We start from the raw sequence: 16946 nt of genomic DNA on the forward strand, positions 1-16946 counted from the left end.
CGCCGCGGGGCCTCGCGTCCCTATCCTGGCGCCATGGGCTATCGCGTACTCGTCACCGGCGCCACCGGCTTCATCGGGCGCCGCCTCGTGCCCGCGCTGGTGGCCGAGGGCCATGAGGTGCGGGCGATGACGCGTCGCCCCGAGTCCTACGACGGGCCCGGCACACCGGTGCACGGCGACGTCGGGGATCCGGGGTCGCTGGCCGAGCCGCTCGAGGGTGTCGACGTCGCCATCTACCTCGTGCACTCCCTCGACGACCAGGACTTCGAGCGCAAGGACGCCGAGGCCGCCACCGCCTTCGGGCTCGCTGCCGCGGTGCAGGGCGTGCAGCAGATCATCTACCTGGGCGGGCTCGGCAAGGACGGCGAGGACCTCTCCCCCCACCTGCGCTCGCGCCGCGAGGTCGAGAAGCTGCTCGGGGAGGCCGGGGTCCCGGTCACCGTGCTGCGCGCCGCCATCGTGGTGGGTGCCGGCGGCGTGTCCTGGGAGATGACCCGCGAGCTGGTGAAGAACCTCCCCGCGATGGTGGTCCCGCGATGGGCCTCCACCCGGACCCAGCCGATCGCCGTCCAGGACGTCATCCGCTACCTCGTCGGCGTCACCGGGCGGGACGAGGCGAAGGGGGAGGTCTACGAGGTGGGCGGCGCCGACCAGCTGTCCTACAAGGGCATGCTGCAGGAGGCCGGCGAGGTCATGCACGGTCGGCGGGTCCCGATCCTGCAGGTCCCGGTCGGTACGCCGATGCTGAGCGAGTGGTGGATCAAGCTGGTCACCGGGGTGGACGCGACGACCGCGGGCAACCTCATCGAGTCGATGGGCACCGAGGTGCTGCAGACCGACTACAGCATCCGCGACGTGGTCCCGGGGGAGCCGATGACCTACGCCGAGGCGGTGCGGCGGGCCCTCGCCGAGGACGACCGGGCATGAGGCGGCCGATCGCCCGGGCCTGACTGCCGGGCCGCCTGCGGCGCCTCCGCGGCCGGGAGCGTCAGCTCGAAGCTCTTGGACCAGCCCTGCCGGTCCACCACGGCGATCGTGCCGCCGTGCCGCTCGACGATGCGGCGGCACACGGCCAGGCCCACACCGGTGCCGGTCGAGTGCCTGGCGCCCGCGGAACCCCGCTTGAAGATCTCGAAGACCAGCTCCCGCTCGGCCTCGGGCAGCGCGAGCCCGCGGTCGCTGACCCGGACGAGGACCCTGCCGTCCCCGGTCGGCTCGGCCGCCACCCCGACGTCGACGACGCCCTCACCCTCGGTGTACTTCACGGCGTTGCCGATCAGGTTGGTCAGCAGACGACGGACCAGGCTCTCGTCGGCTCGGACCGGCGACCACGTGCCCGCCTCGAGCCGGACCGAGCGCCCCGTGGCGCCCTCCACGGCGGCGACGACCTCGACCACGAGCGGCTCGAGGTCCAGGCGGGTGGGCTCGACCGGCACCTGCCCCACCTGGCCGAACTGGAGCAGGTCGTCGATCAGGGTCATCCCGCGCTCGGCCGCACCCTCGACCCGGTCGACGACATCGGCGTACCGCGCGTCGCCCACCGTGTGCAGCATCTGCACGCCGAGGACGACCGCGCTCAGGGGGCCGCGCAGGTCGTGGGCGGCGGCCGCCGTGAAGTCGCTCAGGTCACGGTTGGCCAGCCGCAGCTCCTGCGAGGCGACCTCGAGCTCAGCCAGCGCTCGGTCCGCCACGGCCCGCGCCTCCTCGGCCTCGCTCCGGCGTACGTCGGCGTCGGTCAGGCGCACCCCCGCCAGCCAGACCAGGCCACCGCTGAGCAGCGCCACGCAGGTGGCGTAGAGCGCCATGACGAAGCCCGGCCCGTAGTCGTGACGCATCATCCACACGCTCAGCCAGCCCAGCACCGTGGGGATCACGATGACGGCCGGCAGCAGCGTCCGAGCCAGCCGGCCACCGATCGTGCCCGACCGGGCCAGTCGGGTCAGGCCGACCTCCCCGCTGGCCGAGACCAGGGCCAGGCCGAGCAGCGCGATGCCGAGCGCCGTGTGCAGGGCCAGGGTCTGGAAGTAGCCGACGTCGTAGAGGTCGCTGGCTCCGAACGCGTAGCCGGACAGACCCACCACACCCAGGGTGAGCGCGAGGACGCCGGCCCCGTGCGCCACCAGGCGTCGGCCGAACACGGCGGCCAGCAGGGACACGCAGATGACGAGGTGGGCGACGGCGGTGATGCCCGACATGCGTCCCTCGTTCTGGGACATGTCGCCGAGCACCGTGATCGGGTAGCGCCACCCGGCGACCTCCGTGACCAGGGCGGTCGCGGCGATGGCGGCCACGCTCAGGACCGCGAGCAGCGGGACCGCCTCGGGCACCCTGGCCCGCGCCCATCCCAGGTGCAGCATCGCCGTGGACATGCCCAGCAGGGTGAAGTCCAGTGCGGTCGCCGGCTGCATGGCGACCAGGCCCGGTAGCACGCGGGTCAGGCGCTCCTGGTCCAACGCCCAGCCTGCGAGGACCACCACGCCCAGGCCGACGACCGTCAGTGCGAGGGCGCCCACGAGCACCGACGTACGTCGCACGGACCCCACTGCACCCCCTGAGCTCAGCCGCCATCCTCGCAGGCGTCCGCTCCTCGGACCAGGAGACTCTCCCCGGGGGCGTGCGGCCCCGGGGACCGCGAGCCGGGTCAGGCCGTGTCTGCGCGCCGGGAGTGCTGGGCCGAACTCTGGGCCGACCTCTGGGCCGACCTCTGGGCCAGCAGCGTCTCGCGGTGCTCGGCGATGACGCTCTCGAGCGCCTGCAGCCCCTTGCGCATCACCGACGGGGCGCGCGTGGGCAGCGCCGACCAGACGAACACCGGGAGGTCCGGGTGGCTGCGCGCCAGGCGTTCGCGCACCTCGGCGCCGTCCATGCCGCCCATCCGCAGGTCGGAGAGGACGAGGGCGGGCGGGGAGGTCTCGACCAGCTCCAGTGCTCCCTCACCGGAGTCGGCCTCCTCGACCTCGAAGCCCGACGCCACCAGGTGCAGGCGTACCAGGGCACGGAAGTCGTCGTCGTCGTCGACGACGAGCACCGCGCTCCGTCCCATCACTGCGTCCCCTCAGTCTCTGCACCGGCTCGTCGTGGTGGTCCACGCCCGTCCTCTGGACCAGCGTGACCCGGCCGGCTCTCCCCGGCCAGGTGTGGGTCCCATCTTCATGGCTTCTTGGCGGGTCGGGAGCGCGCAAACGTTTGCTCCGCAGGGTCTTCACACGTTCCTCACGGCAGCTTCCACGCTCGGGCGAGCTCGGTCTGTCACCCTCGAGGGACGCTCACTCACGGAGGTCTCACGATGGAGCTGGTGCAGGTACGACGCAGCACCGCGTGGCTGGTGGGCCACGAGGGCGAGCCGATCCCTGCCGCGGACCTCGCCTACGGCGACCCCACCGCTGCGCTGGGCTCGAGGATCGTCGTCGAGGACCTCGACGGAGCCCTGCACCTGGCGCAGGCCGAGCCGGTCGTCGCGGCTGACGGACGCATCGACGTCGTGATCCGCATCCGCCTGCGCCTCACGGTGAGCGAGGCGCTCGCGCTGGGCGCCTACCGCGACCCCCAGGTGGAGCCGGCATGGGAGTCCACCCCCTCGTTGCTGCGCACCTTCCGCCGTGACCGGCAGATGATCGCGGACCGCCTGCGCCGGCGGCCGCCGAGGGGCTGACCCGCGGCCGCGGCTCAGAGGAAGATCAGCGGCAGCAGCACGAGCATCGACAGCGACCAGGTCAGGTGCGTGATGATCGGGCCCAGGATGCCACCGGACGCCCGGCGTTCCAGCCCGACCACGACCCCCAGCAGCACGGCGGCGAAGCTCAGCATCAGGTTGCCGGTCGCCATGGTGGCGATGGTGTAGGCGATGGTCGTGACCGTGACCGGGTGCTTGGGGACAGCGGCGTACGCCGCCCCGCGGAAGAAGAGCTCCTCGGCGATGCCGTTGACCGCCGTGATCAGCGCCAGCGCCCACAGCGTGCTCTCGTCGGTGTAGGCCAGCACGTCGCGGATCTGCTCGGTGAGCGGGTCCAGGAAGCCCAACGAGCGCACGAGCAGGCCGCCGGCGGCGAAGATGCCCACGATCACCGCCCCCACCACGAACGGGGTGAGGACCGGGCGCACGTGGGCATCACGCAGCGCGATGCGGCCCAGGTGGAGCGGCCCCGAGGCGAAGGCCCCGACGGTCCACAGGGCCGCCATCACCAGGGTGAAGACGTAGAACTGGGTCGAGCCCGGCTCGGTGCGCAGCGAGAAGCCGAGCACCACGGCCCCCACGAGGACGAAGGCGATCACCACGAGCTGGCGGCGCCGCAGCGCCCGGGGTGACTCGCGGTGATCGCGAGGGACCATGTCCCACAGCGCGCGACGCACCTGCGCCCTCATGGTGACCTCCTCGTGGTGTCCGTGTCGGGTGCCCGTGTCGGGTGCCCGGCTGCCTCAGCGAGCCTTGGAGCTGAACGAGGCCGCGCTGTGCCGAGAGCCCGAGCCCGCGGCGGCCGAGGAACGCTGGCGCCCCTGACCGGAGCGCTGGCCGCCCTGGCCGCCCTGGCTGGAGCGCTGGCCGCCCTGGCCCGAGCCCGAGCCGCCGCGCCCGCGGCGCGACCGCGAACGGCCGCCGCCTGCACCCTGGGGCTTGCTCCGCGCACCGGCGCTCTTGCCGCTGCCCGACTGTCCCGACTGCTGGGTCGGCACGGTGAGCACCAGCCCGCCGGGGACCAGCACCCGCTCGCCGGGGGCGAGCTCGGAGAGCACCGGGTGGCCGGGGCCGTCCAGGACGGTGATCCGCGGCTTGATGCCGGCAGCCCGAGCGAGGTCGCGCACGTCGCGGTCCTGCTCGGGGGTGCTGAGGGTGACGACCGTGCCGGCCGACCCGGCCCGCGCCGTACGACCGGAGCGGTGCAGGTAGGCCTTGTGCTCGGCCGGCGGGTCGGCGTGGACGACCAGCGAGACGTCGTCGACGTGGATGCCGCGCGCGGCGATGTCGGTGGCGACCAGCGTCGTGGCCTGGCCGGAGTGGAAGGCCTCCATGTTGCGGGTGCGAGCGCCCTGGCCGAGGTTGCCGTGCAGCTCCACGGTGGGGACGCCGGCCTTGTTGAGCTGGCGGGTCAGCGCCTTGGCGCCGTGCTTGGTGCGGGTGAACACGACCGTGCGACCCGGCGCGCTGGTCAGGTCGACCAGGGTGGGGAGGCGGTGCTCGCGCGCCAGCCGGAGGACGTGGTGGTCCATCGACTTCACCGGCGACTGCGGCGAGTCGGCCTCGTGGGTGACGGGCTGGTCGAGGAACTGCTTGACCAGGACGTCGACGGCCCGGTCGAGGGTCGCCGAGAACAGCAGTCGCTGACCGCCCTTCGGGGTCGCGTTCAGCAGCCGGCGCACGGCCGGCAGGAAGCCGAGGTCGGCCATGTGGTCGGCCTCGTCGAGCACGCTGACCTCGATGGCGTCGAGGCGGCAGTGGCCCTGGCCGATCAGGTCCTCGAGGCGGCCGGGGCAGGCGATGAGGACGTCGACGCCCTTGCGCAGCGCCTGGACCTGCGGGCCCTGGCCCACGCCGCCGAAGACGGTGCGGCTGGAGATGCCGGCCGCCTGCGCGAGCGGCGCCAGGGACTCCTGGACCTGGAGGGCCAGCTCGCGCGTCGGCACGAGGACCAGCGCGCGGGGCCGAGAGGGGCCGGCCGGGCGGCCGCCGGAGAGGCGGGCCACCAGGGGCAGGAGGAAGGCGAAGGTCTTGCCCGAGCCCGTGCGGCCGCGGCCGAGCACGTCTCGGCCGGCGAGGGAGTCCGGCAGCGTGGCTGCCTGGATGGGGGTCGGGGTGGTGATGTCGAGGCCCGCGAGGACGCGGACGAGGTCGGACGGGACGCCGAGATCGGCGAAGGACGTGGTCGTCACAGGGTTTCTACTCACTGCAGGTGTGTCCCACCAGGTCGTCCGCGGCGCCGCGTGCTGCGGGGCGGACGTGTCTCCCATGCTGGGAGAGGAGCGGCCGGAGGGCCGCGAGCCCGGGGCGAGACCGGAACGGGCTGCTCCCCAGCGTACGGGGAGCAGCCCGCGTGGCCTAACCGTCGAGGCCGGGAGTGGCACGGCTCACGTGAGCCCGTCCTTGAGCCGCTTGCCGGCGTCCTTCACCTTCTCGCCGGCGTCCTTCACGGCAGCGGAGGCCTGGTCGCCCTTGCCCTCGCTCTCGAGCTCCTGGTCGTCGGTCGCCTTGCCGACGCTCTCCTTGCCCTGGCCCTTGAGGTCCTCGGCCTTGTTGGACAGCTTGTCATCCAGTCCCATGGTGCACCTCCGTTGTGGTGTGGTGTTCGGTGACGCCACCCATGGAACCCGGCGCTCGGCCCGCGCAGATCACCCCGCCGGGTCCGCCCACGGGGGTGGGTTTGCGCCCGGCGTACGACGGTGAGGATCCCTCCTCTGGGGGACCGGTCGGCTCAGGCGAACTCCAGCACCCCGTCGTCGAGGTCGCCGCGGCGGATGTGGCGGACGTCGACGAGGTAGTTCTGCTTCAGCAGCCACGGCGCACGGTCCCCCTGCACCGGCAGGTCGTCCAGCGCCCGGAGGACGTACCCGGACTGGAAGTCCATGAACGGCCTCTCGCCGACGCCCTCGTCGCGACGCGGCACGAACGAGCGCGTGCCGGTGCGGTCGAGGTGCTCGAGCATCCGGCACACGAAGTCGCTGACCAGGTCGGCCTTGAGGGTCCAGGAGGCGTTGGTGTAGCCGATGGTGAAGACGAAGTTCGGCACGTCGGAGAGCATGAGGGCCTTGTAGGCCATGGTGTCGTGCAGCTTCACCTCCGCGCCGTCGACGGTCATCGCGAAGCCGCCGAAGGGCTTGAGCTTCAGCCCGGTGGCGGTGACGATCACGTCGGCCTCGAGGTGCTCGCCGGACGTGAGCCGGATGCCGGTCTCGTCGAAGGTCTCGATGGTGTCGGTGACGATGCTCGCCTCGCCGCTGCGCAGCGCCTTGAACAGGTCGGCGTTCGGGACGACGCACAGGCGCTGGTCCCACGGGTCGTAGCTGGGGTTGAAGTGCGTGTCGACGTCGACGTGGTCGGGCACCAGCCTCACCGTCTGGCTGCGGATGTACTTCCGCGCCCACGACGGCCACTTCTGGAAGGCCTGGTAGGAGCCGACCTGCGTGAGGATGTTGGCCCACCGCACCACCGGGTAGCGCACCTTCTCCGGCAGCCTGGCGAGCTTGCGCGCCAGCGGGTCGCGCGCCGGCCGGTTGAGGACGTACGTCGGAGAGCGCTGCAGCATGGTGACGTGCTCGGCCTCGCCCGCCATCGCGGGCACCAGCGTGATCGCGGTGGCGCCCGAGCCGATGACGACGACCTTCTTGCCGGTGTGGTCGAGGTCCTCGGGCCAGAACTGCGGGTGCACGACCTGCCCCTGGAACCGCTCGGCACCGGGGAACTGCGGTGCGTGCCCGGTCTCGTAGTCGTAGTAGCCCGAGCAGCCCCACAGCAGGCCGCAGGTGATCGTCCGGGTCTCCGGCTCGCCGCCGGTCGAGCCTGTCGAGACCTCGACGGTCACGGTCCAGCGCTGGTCGCCGGAGTCCCAGGCCGCTGCAACGACCTTGTGGCGGTAGCGGATCAGTCGGTCGACGCCGTACTCCTCCGCGACGGTGCGCAGGTAGTCGAGGATCAGCGGACCGTCGGCCAGCGAGGTGTCGCTGGGCCAGGGACGCCAGCGGTAGCCGAAGGTGAACATGTCGGAGTCCGAGCGGATGCCGGGGTAGCGGAAGAGGTCCCACGTGCCGCCGAGGCTCTCGCGGGCCTCCAGGACCGCCACGCTGCGGCCCGGGTGGCGGCTGCGCAGCTGCGCGGCGGCACCGATGCCGGACAGGCCGGCCCCCACCACCAGGACGTCGACGTGCTCGGGCTGGGTCTGGCTCATGGGGAGACGGTAGCCGAGAGCCGGGGCTATTGACAGATGTTCATTAGCGTTGCTGGTCGAGCAGCGAGGAGCGCCAGCGACGAGCGGGCGTCGAGACCGCCCTCAACCGGTGGTCTCGACGCCCGCTCGCTGGCGCTCGCTGCTCGACCAGCTTCCTCAGCGTGCGAAGAGCTCCACGAAGCGCGCCAGCAGGCGCGGCGGCTCGGTGACCCGGGCGGCGCGGGCGGAGTCGATGAGCGCACTGGCCCCGGCGGGCTCGAAGTACCCGTAGTGCCGGTAGACCTCGATCCGGGTCACGAGACCGTCGTTGTCGAGCTCGGGGTGGAACTGGGTGGCGTAGACACGCGAGCCGAGGCGGAACGCCTGGACCGGGCAGGTCGCCGAGGAGGCGAGCAGCACCGCGCCCCGCGGGAGCGTGTGGACGGCCTCCTTGTGGCCGAGGAAGGCGTCGAACGTCGGCGGCAGCACGCCGAGGAGCGGGTCCTCGGCGCCCTGGTCGGTGAGGGTGATCGGCACCGCCCCGATCGGCTCCCCGTAGGTCCGGTCGACCATGCCCCCGAGCAGGCCGCCGAGCGTCCCGATGCCGTAGCAGCAGCCCAGGAAGGCGGTGTCGGTCTCCACGACCTGCAACGCCAGCGCGCGCAGCTCGGCCTCCGCCCGCAGCTGCGCGGGCGACTTGCGCTCCTCGGGGTCGGAGACGTTGAACGGACCGCCGCCGAGGATGACCCCGGACCAGTCGTCGAGGTCCACCTCGCCCAGCACGTCGGCCAGGGAGTCCCGCTCCAGCCGCACCCGCCGGCACTGGGACTCCTCGAGCCCGGAGAAGCGGAGGACGGCGTCGTACTCGCCGTCGGCGGCGACGTCCTCGGCCCGGGTGCCGAGGAAGAGGAAGGGCCGCACCGGCCCAGCCTAGGAAGGATCCTCAGGCCTGGACCGCGGCCCCCCGCTCGATGAGACCGTCGACGTCACCGACGCCCCAGGCCGTCAGGGCCTCGCGGGTGTGGATGCCGGCCTTCTCCGAGGGCGGCAGACCCAGGGTGGCGGGGGTGCGGGAGAAGCGCGGCGCCGGCTGCGGCTGCACGACGCCGTCCTTCTCGACGAACACCTCACGGGCCGCCATGTGCGGGTGGTCCTTGGCCTCGCTGATCGGGATGATGCCCGCCACGCAGGCGTCGGTGCCCTCGAAGAGCGCGACCCACTCGGCCTGGGTGCGCTGCTTGAAGGTCTCGGCGAACAGCGCACGCATCTCGTCGAAGCGGTCGAACTCCATCTGGCCCGGGCACCGGTCGCCGAGGTCGAGCAGCCGCACCAGCTCGGCGAAGAACTGCGGCTCGAGCGCGCCGACGCTCATGTGCCGGCCGTCGGAGGTCTCGTAGACGTCGTAGAAGGGGGCCCCGCCGTCGAGCAGGTTGGCCGCGCGCTCCTCGCGGAAGGCACCCGAGTGCAGGAAGGCGGCGGTCATGGCGTTGAGGCTGGCGGTGCCGTCGACGATCGCGGCGTCGATCACCTGGCCCTGGCCGGAGACCCTGGCCTCGAGCAGCGCGGCGAGGATGCCGATCACGAGGTACGTCGAGCCGCCGCCGAAGTCGCCGACCAGGTTGGCGGGGAAGTGCGGGCGGCTCTTGTCCTGACCAAGGCCGAAGAGGGTGCCGGTGATGGCGATGTAGTTCATGTCGTGGCCGGCCGCGGTGGCCAGGGGGCCGTCCTGGCCCCACCCGGTCATCCGGCCGTAGACCAGCCGCGGATTGCGCTCGTGGCAGTGCTCGGGCCCGAAGCCGAGGCGTTCCGCGACACCGGGGCGCATGCCCTCGATCAGCACGTCGGCACCCTCGACGAGGTCCAGGACCGTGGCGACGGCCTCGGGATCCTTGAGGTTGAGAGCGACGCTGGGGCGGCCGCGGTTGAGCAGGTCGTGGGACCCACCGGTCATCGCCTGGCCGCCGGGGCGGTCGACGCGGATGACGTCGGCGCCGAGGTCGGCGAGCAGCATGCAGGCGTGCGGCCCGGGGCCGATCCCGGCGATCTCGACGACCTTGACGCCCTTCAGCGGGCCCGTGCCCTGCCCCAGCTCGATGCTCATGGGCGGGATCATGACAGCAAAACTGTCACCGTGCGAGGGGTGGTTCAGGATGGGAGCACCCGGCGCAGGAAGGCGCGGGTCCGCTCCTGCTCGGGACGGGTGAAGATCCGGTCCGGTGGGCCCTGCTCGAGGATCCGGCCGCCCTCCAGGAAGCACACGGTGGTGGCCACCTCGCGGGCGAAGGCCATCTCGTGGGTGGCCAGCACCATCGTCGTCCCGCCCGCGGCGAGGTCGCGGACGATGTCGAGCACCTCGCCCACCAGCTCGGGGTCGAGCGCCGCGGTGATCTCGTCGAGCAGCAGCAGGGTCGGCTGCGTGCACAGGGCTCGTACGACGGCAGCGCGCTGCTGCTGGCCACCCGAGAGTCGATCGGGGTGCTTGTCCACGTGCTCGGCGAGCCCGAAGCGACCCAGCAGGTCCAGTGCCCGGTCGCGGGCCTCGCGACGACCGACACCGTGGGCCCGCCGCGGCGCGAGCGTGCAGTTCTCCAGGATCGTCAGGTGCGGGAAGAGGTTGTAGGCCTGGAAGACCATGCCCATCCGGCGGCGCACCGCGCGCAGGTCCACCTCGGGGTCGGTGATCTCCACGCCGTCGAGGTGGATGGTGCCGTCGTCGACGGGCTCGAGCAGGTCCAGGCAGCGCAGCAGCGTGGACTTGCCGGACCCCGAGGAGCCGATCAGGCACACCACGTCGCCCGCGGCCACGCTCAGGGAGACGTCGTCGAGGACCAGCCGCTCGCCGTACGCCTTGCGCAGGCCGCGGACCTCCAGCAGCGCACTCATCGTGCCCCCGCCCTCTCGCGCTCGACCAGGCGGCGCTGCAACCAGTCGGTGAGCCGTGCCAGCGGCACCGTCATCGCGACGAAGAACGCCGCGACCACCACGAGCGGGGTGTAGTTGAAGTTGTAGGCGCCGTAGTCACGCGCGGTGTAGACGGCGTCGAAGACCCCGACCGCGGAGACCAGCGCGGTGTCCTTCTGCAGCGAGACGAAGTCGTTGAGCAGCGGCGGGACGACGCGACGCACCGCTTGCGGCACCACCACGTGGCGCAGCGTGCGCACGTGCCCCAGGCCGAGGGCCTGGGCGCTGGCCACCTGCGAGGGGTGGACGGAGTCGATGCCGGCCCGGAACACCTCCGCGACGTAGGCGGAGTAGGAGATCACCAGGGCGACCCCGGCCCAGAAGGTCCGGTCGTTGGTGAGCCCCTCCAGCTGCAGGGCCGGGACCCCGAACCCCAGCAGCACCACCAGCAGGATCGTGGGGATGCCACGCACCACGTCGGTGTAGGCGACGGCCACGACCCGCACCGGCGCCAGCCAGGGCGACCGAGTGCCGCGCGAGACGGCGATCAACAGGGCCAGCGGCAGGATCGCCAGCTGGCACAGCACGAAGAGCCGGATGTTGAGCCAGATCCCGTCGAGGATCGCCGGGAACGACTCGCGAGCGTCCTCCCAGGAGAAGAACAGTGCCTGGACCCGAGGCCACCCGGGCGCGGTGAGGAGCCCGAGGAGCAGCAGCCCGAGGACGACGACGGTGGTGCCGGTGGAGACCAGCAGGGAGCGCCGCCGCTGGCGGCGACGGACCTCGCGGCGGCCCAGCTCGTGCTCGCTGGGGGTCCAGCCCCCGGCAGGGCCCACTACTGGAGCTCGGGGACGTCGACGACGTCGGAGAGCCACTCGGTCTCGATGGCCTCCAGCGTGCCGTCCTCGCGCATCGCGAGGAGGGCGGCGTCCACGCAGGGGACCAGCGGGGAGCCCTTCTCGAAGAGCATCCCGAACTCCTCCTGGTCGCCGGTCTCGGGCTGGAACTGCCCGACGATCACGCTGTCCTCGATCTCCACGGCGGAGATGTAGAACGCGGTGGGCAGGTCGGCCAGGATCGCGTCGACCTGGTCGTTGACCAGCGCCTGCTTGGCGGCGTTGGTGTCCTCGAAGACGGCCGGGTCCTCCGTGGGCGCGATGATCTCGCGGATCGCGGTCAGCGAGGTGGTGCCCGTCTGGGCGCCGAGGCGCAGGTCGGCGAGGTCGGCCAGGCTGGTGGCCTCCGCGCCGGCGGTCCCGTCGAGGGCGATCACGGCCTGCGCGGCCTGGTAGTAGCCCTCGGAGAAGTCCACGACCTCGGCACGCTTCGGGGTGATCGAGATCTGGTTGATGTCCAGGTCGAACTCCTTCGCGCCGGGCGCGTAGGAGGTGTTGAAGGGGACCTTCACCCAGGTGACCTGGTCCTCGGAGAAGCCGAGGCGGTCGGCGACCTCGTAGGCGACCGCGCTCTCGTAGCCCTCGCCGTTGGTGGGGTCGTTGCCCACGAACCACGGGTCGTACGCCGGGGAGTCGGTGCCGACGGTCAGCACGCCGGGCTCCAGGAGCATCTCGTCGGTGACGCAGTCCGCGGGGTCCAGGTCGTCGGCCGGCGCACTGGGGGCGGCGGCCGGGTCGGACGCCTCCTCGATGGGGGCGCAGGCGGTCAGGGCCAGCGCCCCGAGTGCGAGGACGGCGGCGGAGGCGAGGGTGCGGCGCATGCGCCGATCGTAGGGTCTCGCGGCCCGCCGGCGTCCGCGCCGCGGCCACGGCGAGACCGGCACCACACCGCCCGGTGGTTGCAACTCGTTGCATAGGTGCGGCACCATGCTGCCCATGGCCCTCGAGCACGCCCTGCTGGTCGCCCTGTGCGAGCAGCCGGCCTCCGGCCTCGACCTGACCAAGCGGTTCGGTCGCTCGATCGGCTTCTTCTGGAGCGCCACGCACCAGCAGATCTACCGGGTGCTCGGGCGGATGGACGGCGACGGCTGGGTGACGGTCGAGGAGGTCGCGCAGCAGGGGCGACCCGACAAGAAGGTCTACGCCGTCACCGACCTGGGTCGTACGACGCTGGCCGACTGGCTCGCCGAGCCGACCGACACCGAGCACCTGCGCTCGGAGCTGGCGCTGAAGATGCGCGCCGCGTCCTGGGGCGACCGGCAGGCCGTCCTCGAGGTCGTGCGCGCGAACCTCGCCGACCACCACCTGCGGCTCGACCACTACGAGCAGCTGGTGGCGCGCGACTACCCCGACCCCTCGACCCTGTCCGGGTTGGAGCTCGACCAGTACCTCGTCCTGCGCGGCGGGGTGCTGATGGAGCAGACCTGGATCACCTGGCTCACCGAGTACCTGGAGGCACACGGCTCATGAACGCACCGACCGACTACCCGCACCTGCTCAGCCCGCTGACGCTCGGGTCCCTGTCCCTGCGCAACCGCGTGGTCATGGGCTCGATGCACACCGGCCTCGAGGACGCCCCGTGGGACATCCCCAAGATGGCGGCGTACGTCGGCGAGCGCGCCAAGGGCGGCACCGGCCTGATCGTGACCGGTGGCTACGCGCCGACCCGGCGCGGCTGGTTGAAGCCCTTCGCCTCCGAGCTGCGCACCCGCCTGCAGGCCGAGCGGCACAAGGCCGTCACCGGAGCGGTGCACGAGCACGGCGGTGCCATCGCGCTGCAGGTCCTGCACGCGGGCCGCTACGGCTACACCCCGATCTCGGTGTCGGCGTCGAGCCGCAAGTCCCCGATCACGCCCTTCAAGCCGTCGGCCCTGTCCACGAAGGGCGTGGACAAGACGGCCACCGCCTTCGCACGCACGGCCGCGCTGGCCCAGCGTGCGGGCTACGACGCGATCGAGATCATGGGCTCCGAGGGCTACCTGATCAACCAGTTCCTGGCCGAGCGCACCAACGACCGCACCGACGCCTGGGGCGGCAGCGCGGAGAAGCGGATGCGCTTCCCGGTCGAGGTGGTGCGCCGCACCCGCGAGCTCGTCGGCCCCGACCTGCCGATCATGTACCGCATCTCGCTGCTCGACCTCGTCGAGGGCGGCCAGACCTGGGACGAGGTGCTCGAGCTCGCGCACCGCGTCGTCGAGGCCGGCGCGACCGTGCTCAACACCGGCATCGGCTGGCACGAGGCGCGGGTGCCCACGATCATCACCCAGGTCCCGCGCGGCGCCTGGCTCTCGACGACCGCCCGCCTCAAGGCCGAGGTGTCGGTGCCGGTCTGCGCGTCCAACCGGATCAACACCCCCGAGCTCGCCGAGCAGGTGCTCGCCGACGGGCAGGCCGACCTGGTGTCGATGGCGCGCCCGCTGCTGGCCGACCCGCACTTCGTGGCCAAGGCCGCCGAGGGCCGCGCCGACGAGATCAACACCTGCATCGCCTGCAACCAGGCCTGCCTGGACCACGTGTTCAAGAACCAGAAGGCGTCCTGCCTGGTCAACCCGCGCGCCGGCCGCGAGACCACCCTGGTCCTCTCCCCCACGCGCACCCGGCGCTCTGTCGCCGTCGTCGGCGCCGGGCCCGCGGGGCTCTCGGCGGCGGTCAGCGCCGCCGAGCGCGGCCACGAGGTGACCCTCTTCGAGGCCTCCCCCGAGCTCGGCGGCCAGTTCCGGCTGGCGATGGCCGTGCCCGGCAAGGAGGAGTTCGCCGAGACGCTGCGCTACTTCGGCCGGCGGCTCGAGGTGCTCGGCGTCGACGTGCGCCTCTCGACGTACGCCGCTGCCGACGACCTGGCCGGCTTCGACGACGTCGTGGTCGCGACCGGTGTGGAGCCGCGCGTGCTCGACCTGCCGGGGGCCGACCACGAGCGCGTCGTGTCGTACGCCGACGTGCTGGCCGGCCGCGTCGTGCCCGGTCGCCGGGTGGCCGTCATCGGCGCCGGCGGCATCGGGGTCGACGTGTCGCACTGGCTGACCCACGACGGGGCCGACGACTTCATGGAGGTCTGGGGCGTCGGCGACCCGGCGGTCCACCCCGGCGGGCTCACCGAGCCCAAGCCGCGCACGGCGGCCCGCGAGGTGACGCTGCTGCAGCGCAAGACCTCGGTCATCGGCAAGGACCTCGGCAAGACCTCCGGCTGGGCGCACCGCGCGGTGCTGAAGCAGGCGGGCGTCACGAAGGTCGCGGGCGTGGCCTACCGCTCGGTGGCCGACCACCCCGACGGCGTGGTGCTGCACTACTCGGTCGACGACGTCGCCCACGAGCTGGTCGTCGACCACGTCGTCGTGTGCGCCGGCCAGGAGTCGGTGCGCTCGGTCTTCGACGGGCTCGACCACCCCTCCGCGCACCTGATCGGCGGCGCCGACGTCGCCGCCGAGCTGGACGCCAAGCGGGCCATCGAGCAGGGCACCCGGGTCGCCGCCGCCCTCTGACGACGGCCGTGCCCACGCTCCGACCGTGCTCCCGCGGGTCGTGGCGTGGGTGCTGGCGTGGCGTGGGCGCCCTCTGACGTGCGCCGCCCTGACACCCCCGGCCTAGCGGCCTAGGCTGCTGCGCGTGGAGGTCACCGCTGCGCTCGCGGCCAACGCCCTGCTCGCCGCCCTCGCCGGGCTCCAGGTCGCCGCCGCACTCGGTGCGCGCGTCGGTCACCTCGTCTGGGGCGGCCAGCACCGCGTCCTGCCCACCGGCCTGCGGGTCGGCTCGGCGGTCTCGGTGGTCGTCTACGCCCTGATGGCCGTCCTGCTCCTGGCCCGGGCCGACCTCGTCCCTCCCGGTCCCGGCGGCTGGATCGATGTCGCCACCTGGGTGCTGACCGGGTACTTCGCACTCGGTGTCGTCCTCAACGGCGCCTCCCGGAGTCACGCGGAGCGGGCGACGATGGTGCCGGCCTGCCTCGTGCTCGCGGTGTGCGCGGGGCTCCTGGCAGCGTCCTGAGCCGGGTCGGCGGTCGTCGTCCACGACGTTTCGCAGGAATTCCCCACTTGGGTTCACGCGGTCGTCGCAACATCTAGGCCCCAGGAGGGTGCATGGGTGTTGGAGGCAGACCGCGGGTGCGGCGCAGCGTCGAGCGGGCGTTTTGGGACCTCGTGGCGGAATTTCCCTCCCCGTATGCCGCCGGCGAAGCGATGGGCGTGTCAACTCGCGTGGTGTGGCGCTGGCTCGAGGAATCTGGCGGAGTGAAACCAAGACTGGCCCAGCCGACGAGGTCGTTGACCTACGAGGAGCGCTGTCGCATCGAGGCGTTGCACGCCGCGAAGGTCCGACCTGCAGAGATCGCCAGGCGGCTGGGTCGACACCGCTCGACGATCACCCGGGAGTTGACCCGCAATGCCACCGCTCGGGGGGCAAAGGGCAACTACGGTGCGGTCAACGCACAGAGCAAGGCTGATCAGCGGGCTTGTCGCCCGAAAGTCGCGAAGCTGGCCACGAACCAGCGACTCCAGCACGAGGTGCAAGATCGACTTCGCAAGGACCACAGCCCTGAGCAGATCGCGCGACGGCTCAGGCAGGACTTCCCTGACGATGCGGAGATGCGGGTGTCGCACGAGACGATCTACCAGTCGTTGTACGTGCAGTCCCGAGGCGGGCTGAAGCGGGAACTGACACGCCACCTGCGCACCGGGCGCACGCTGCGTAAGCCCCATCGCCAACCCGATCAACGTCGCCAGCGGTTCGCCGGGATGGTGATGATCAGCGAACGACCCGCAGACGTCGAGGACCGGGCAGTGCCGGGCCATTGGGAGGGCGATCTGATCCTTGGCTCGACCGAGTCCGGATCCGCGGTCGGGACGCTGGTCGAGCGCACCACCAGGTTCGTGATGCTGCTGCACCTACCCGGTGGTCACACGGCCGAGATCGTCCAAGAAGCGATGGTGGCCAAGATGGCCACGCTGCCCGAGCAGTTGCGTCGATCTCTGACCTGGGACCAGGGCTCAGAGATGGCCAACCACATCCAGATCGCCGAAGCGACCGGACTCTCCATCTACTTCTGCGACCCCCACTCCCCTTGGCAGCGCGGGAGCAACGAGAACACCAACGGTCTGCTGCGTCAGTACCTGCCCAAGGGCACAGACCTCTCCTTCTACGGGCCTGGGATGCTCGACCAAGTGGCAGCCCAGCTCAACGCACGCCCCCGCAAGACACTGAAGTGGCGCACTCCCGCGGAAGAACTCGAAGCACTACTGTCCGGACCGTCAGATCCACCTGTTGCGACGACCGGCTGAATTCGCCCCACCCAGGACCTGCAGAA

The 16946-nt window shown here is 72.0% G+C and carries 17 protein-coding genes; 6 read left to right on the forward strand and 11 right to left on the reverse strand.

Annotated elements, in window-relative coordinates; genetic code table 11:
• Positions 1–33 precede the first annotated feature (33 nt).
• Entirely contained in the window at positions 34–927 is an 894-nt protein-coding gene (locus BKA05_RS17405) for an NAD(P)H-binding protein (RefSeq protein ID WP_179532555.1), read from the forward strand.
• Here BKA05_RS17405 and BKA05_RS20405 read toward each other — a convergent pair.
• Positions 879–2534, reverse strand: a complete 1656-nt coding sequence (locus tag BKA05_RS20405) for an ATP-binding protein (RefSeq protein WP_179532556.1) — start codon at positions 2532–2534, stop codon at positions 879–881. The genes BKA05_RS17405 and BKA05_RS20405 overlap by 49 nt on opposite strands.
• A 107-nt stretch (positions 2535–2641) precedes the next feature.
• Positions 2642–3043 carry a response regulator gene (locus BKA05_RS17415; protein ID WP_179532557.1) on the reverse strand — a complete coding sequence of 134 codons (402 nt, stop codon included), beginning with the start codon at positions 3041–3043 and terminating at the stop codon, positions 2642–2644.
• A gap of 243 nt (positions 3044–3286) precedes the next feature.
• Here BKA05_RS17415 and BKA05_RS17420 point away from each other — a divergent pair, with 243 nt between their 5' ends.
• Entirely contained in the window at positions 3287–3652 is a 366-nt protein-coding gene (locus tag BKA05_RS17420) for a hypothetical protein (protein WP_179532558.1), read from the forward strand.
• Between the two features lie 14 nt (positions 3653–3666).
• Here the strand turns inward: BKA05_RS17420 and BKA05_RS17425 are convergent, their stop codons facing one another.
• From BKA05_RS17425 to BKA05_RS19400, 9 genes are all read right to left on the reverse strand, one after another.
• The gene (locus BKA05_RS17425; RefSeq protein ID WP_179532559.1) at positions 3667–4362 is read right to left on the reverse strand and encodes a type II CAAX endopeptidase family protein; all 696 of its coding nucleotides are present in this window, start codon (positions 4360–4362) and stop codon (positions 3667–3669) included.
• Positions 4363–4416: 54 nt separating this feature from the next.
• Positions 4417–5865, reverse strand: a complete 1449-nt coding sequence (locus BKA05_RS17430; protein WP_343045733.1) for a DEAD/DEAH box helicase — start codon at positions 5863–5865, stop codon at positions 4417–4419.
• A gap of 195 nt (positions 5866–6060) precedes the next feature.
• On the reverse strand, positions 6061–6252 hold the full coding sequence (locus tag BKA05_RS17435) for a CsbD family protein (protein WP_179532561.1): 192 nt from the start codon (positions 6250–6252) through the stop codon (positions 6061–6063).
• Positions 6253–6404: 152 nt separating this feature from the next.
• The gene (locus tag BKA05_RS17440; protein ID WP_179532562.1) at positions 6405–7874 is read right to left on the reverse strand and encodes a flavin-containing monooxygenase; all 1470 of its coding nucleotides are present in this window, start codon (positions 7872–7874) and stop codon (positions 6405–6407) included.
• A gap of 156 nt (positions 7875–8030) precedes the next feature.
• Positions 8031–8774, reverse strand: coding sequence for a glutamine amidotransferase (locus BKA05_RS17445; RefSeq protein WP_179532563.1), 744 nt, complete (start codon positions 8772–8774; stop codon positions 8031–8033).
• A 22-nt stretch (positions 8775–8796) separates the two neighbouring features.
• Complete coding sequence (locus BKA05_RS17450) at positions 8797–9954, reverse strand: CaiB/BaiF CoA transferase family protein (RefSeq protein WP_179532564.1); 1158 nt, start codon at positions 9952–9954, stop codon at positions 8797–8799.
• Positions 9955–9998: 44 nt separating this feature from the next.
• On the reverse strand, positions 9999–10736 hold the full coding sequence (locus BKA05_RS17455) for an amino acid ABC transporter ATP-binding protein (RefSeq protein WP_179532565.1): 738 nt from the start codon (positions 10734–10736) through the stop codon (positions 9999–10001).
• The gene (locus BKA05_RS19395; RefSeq protein WP_343045734.1) at positions 10733–11590 is read right to left on the reverse strand and encodes an amino acid ABC transporter permease; all 858 of its coding nucleotides are present in this window, start codon (positions 11588–11590) and stop codon (positions 10733–10735) included. Before BKA05_RS19395 ends, BKA05_RS17455 begins: the two co-directional genes overlap by 4 nt.
• Positions 11590–12471: an ABC transporter substrate-binding protein gene (locus BKA05_RS19400; RefSeq protein ID WP_218842442.1), complete on the reverse strand. Its 882-nt coding sequence runs from the start codon at positions 12469–12471 to the stop codon at positions 11590–11592. Before BKA05_RS19400 ends, BKA05_RS19395 begins: the two co-directional genes overlap by 1 nt.
• Before the next feature lie 115 nt (positions 12472–12586).
• Between BKA05_RS19400 and BKA05_RS17465 the strand changes: the two genes are divergently transcribed.
• The 4 genes from BKA05_RS17465 (at position 12587) to BKA05_RS17480 (ending at position 16920) form a co-directional block, all read left to right on the forward strand.
• Positions 12587–13120, forward strand: coding sequence for a PadR family transcriptional regulator (locus tag BKA05_RS17465; protein WP_179532566.1), 534 nt, complete (start codon positions 12587–12589; stop codon positions 13118–13120).
• Positions 13117–15129, forward strand: coding sequence for an NADPH-dependent 2,4-dienoyl-CoA reductase (locus BKA05_RS17470; protein ID WP_179532567.1), 2013 nt, complete (start codon positions 13117–13119; stop codon positions 15127–15129). The genes BKA05_RS17465 and BKA05_RS17470 overlap by 4 nt, the downstream gene beginning before the upstream one ends.
• Positions 15130–15253: 124 nt before the next feature.
• The gene (locus BKA05_RS17475) at positions 15254–15631 is read left to right on the forward strand and encodes a hypothetical protein (protein WP_179532568.1); all 378 of its coding nucleotides are present in this window, start codon (positions 15254–15256) and stop codon (positions 15629–15631) included.
• 92 nt (positions 15632–15723) lie between these two features.
• Positions 15724–16920: an IS30 family transposase gene (locus tag BKA05_RS17480; RefSeq protein WP_246289786.1), complete on the forward strand. Its 1197-nt coding sequence runs from the start codon at positions 15724–15726 to the stop codon at positions 16918–16920.
• Positions 16921–16946: the final 26 nt, after the last annotated feature.

It is taken from the genome of Nocardioides marinus, assembly GCF_013408145.1.
Classification (GTDB): domain Bacteria; phylum Actinomycetota; class Actinomycetes; order Propionibacteriales; family Nocardioidaceae; genus Nocardioides; species Nocardioides marinus.

Excerpts from the sequence above, each read along its gene's own strand:
- BKA05_RS17405 (WP_179532555.1), top strand. The coding sequence starts at position 34 with ATGGGCTATCGCGTACTCGTCACCGGCGCCACCGGCTTCATCGGGCGC.
- BKA05_RS17415 (WP_179532557.1), bottom strand. The coding sequence starts at position 3,043 with ATGGGACGGAGCGCGGTGCTCGTCGTCGACGACGACGACGACTTCCGT.
- BKA05_RS17420 (WP_179532558.1), top strand. The coding sequence starts at position 3,287 with ATGGAGCTGGTGCAGGTACGACGCAGCACCGCGTGGCTGGTGGGCCAC.
- BKA05_RS17425 (WP_179532559.1), bottom strand. The coding sequence starts at position 4,362 with ATGAGGGCGCAGGTGCGTCGCGCGCTGTGGGACATGGTCCCTCGCGAT.
- BKA05_RS17435 (WP_179532561.1), bottom strand. The coding sequence starts at position 6,252 with ATGGGACTGGATGACAAGCTGTCCAACAAGGCCGAGGACCTCAAGGGC.
- BKA05_RS17440 (WP_179532562.1), bottom strand. The coding sequence starts at position 7,874 with ATGAGCCAGACCCAGCCCGAGCACGTCGACGTCCTGGTGGTGGGGGCC.
- BKA05_RS17450 (WP_179532564.1), bottom strand. The coding sequence starts at position 9,954 with ATGAGCATCGAGCTGGGGCAGGGCACGGGCCCGCTGAAGGGCGTCAAG.
- BKA05_RS17455 (WP_179532565.1), bottom strand. The coding sequence starts at position 10,736 with ATGAGTGCGCTGCTGGAGGTCCGCGGCCTGCGCAAGGCGTACGGCGAG.
- BKA05_RS19400 (WP_218842442.1), bottom strand. The coding sequence starts at position 12,471 with ATGCGCCGCACCCTCGCCTCCGCCGCCGTCCTCGCACTCGGGGCGCTG.
- BKA05_RS17465 (WP_179532566.1), top strand. The coding sequence starts at position 12,587 with ATGGCCCTCGAGCACGCCCTGCTGGTCGCCCTGTGCGAGCAGCCGGCC.
- BKA05_RS17470 (WP_179532567.1), top strand. The coding sequence starts at position 13,117 with ATGAACGCACCGACCGACTACCCGCACCTGCTCAGCCCGCTGACGCTC.
- BKA05_RS17480 (WP_246289786.1), top strand. The coding sequence starts at position 15,724 with ATGGGTGTTGGAGGCAGACCGCGGGTGCGGCGCAGCGTCGAGCGGGCG.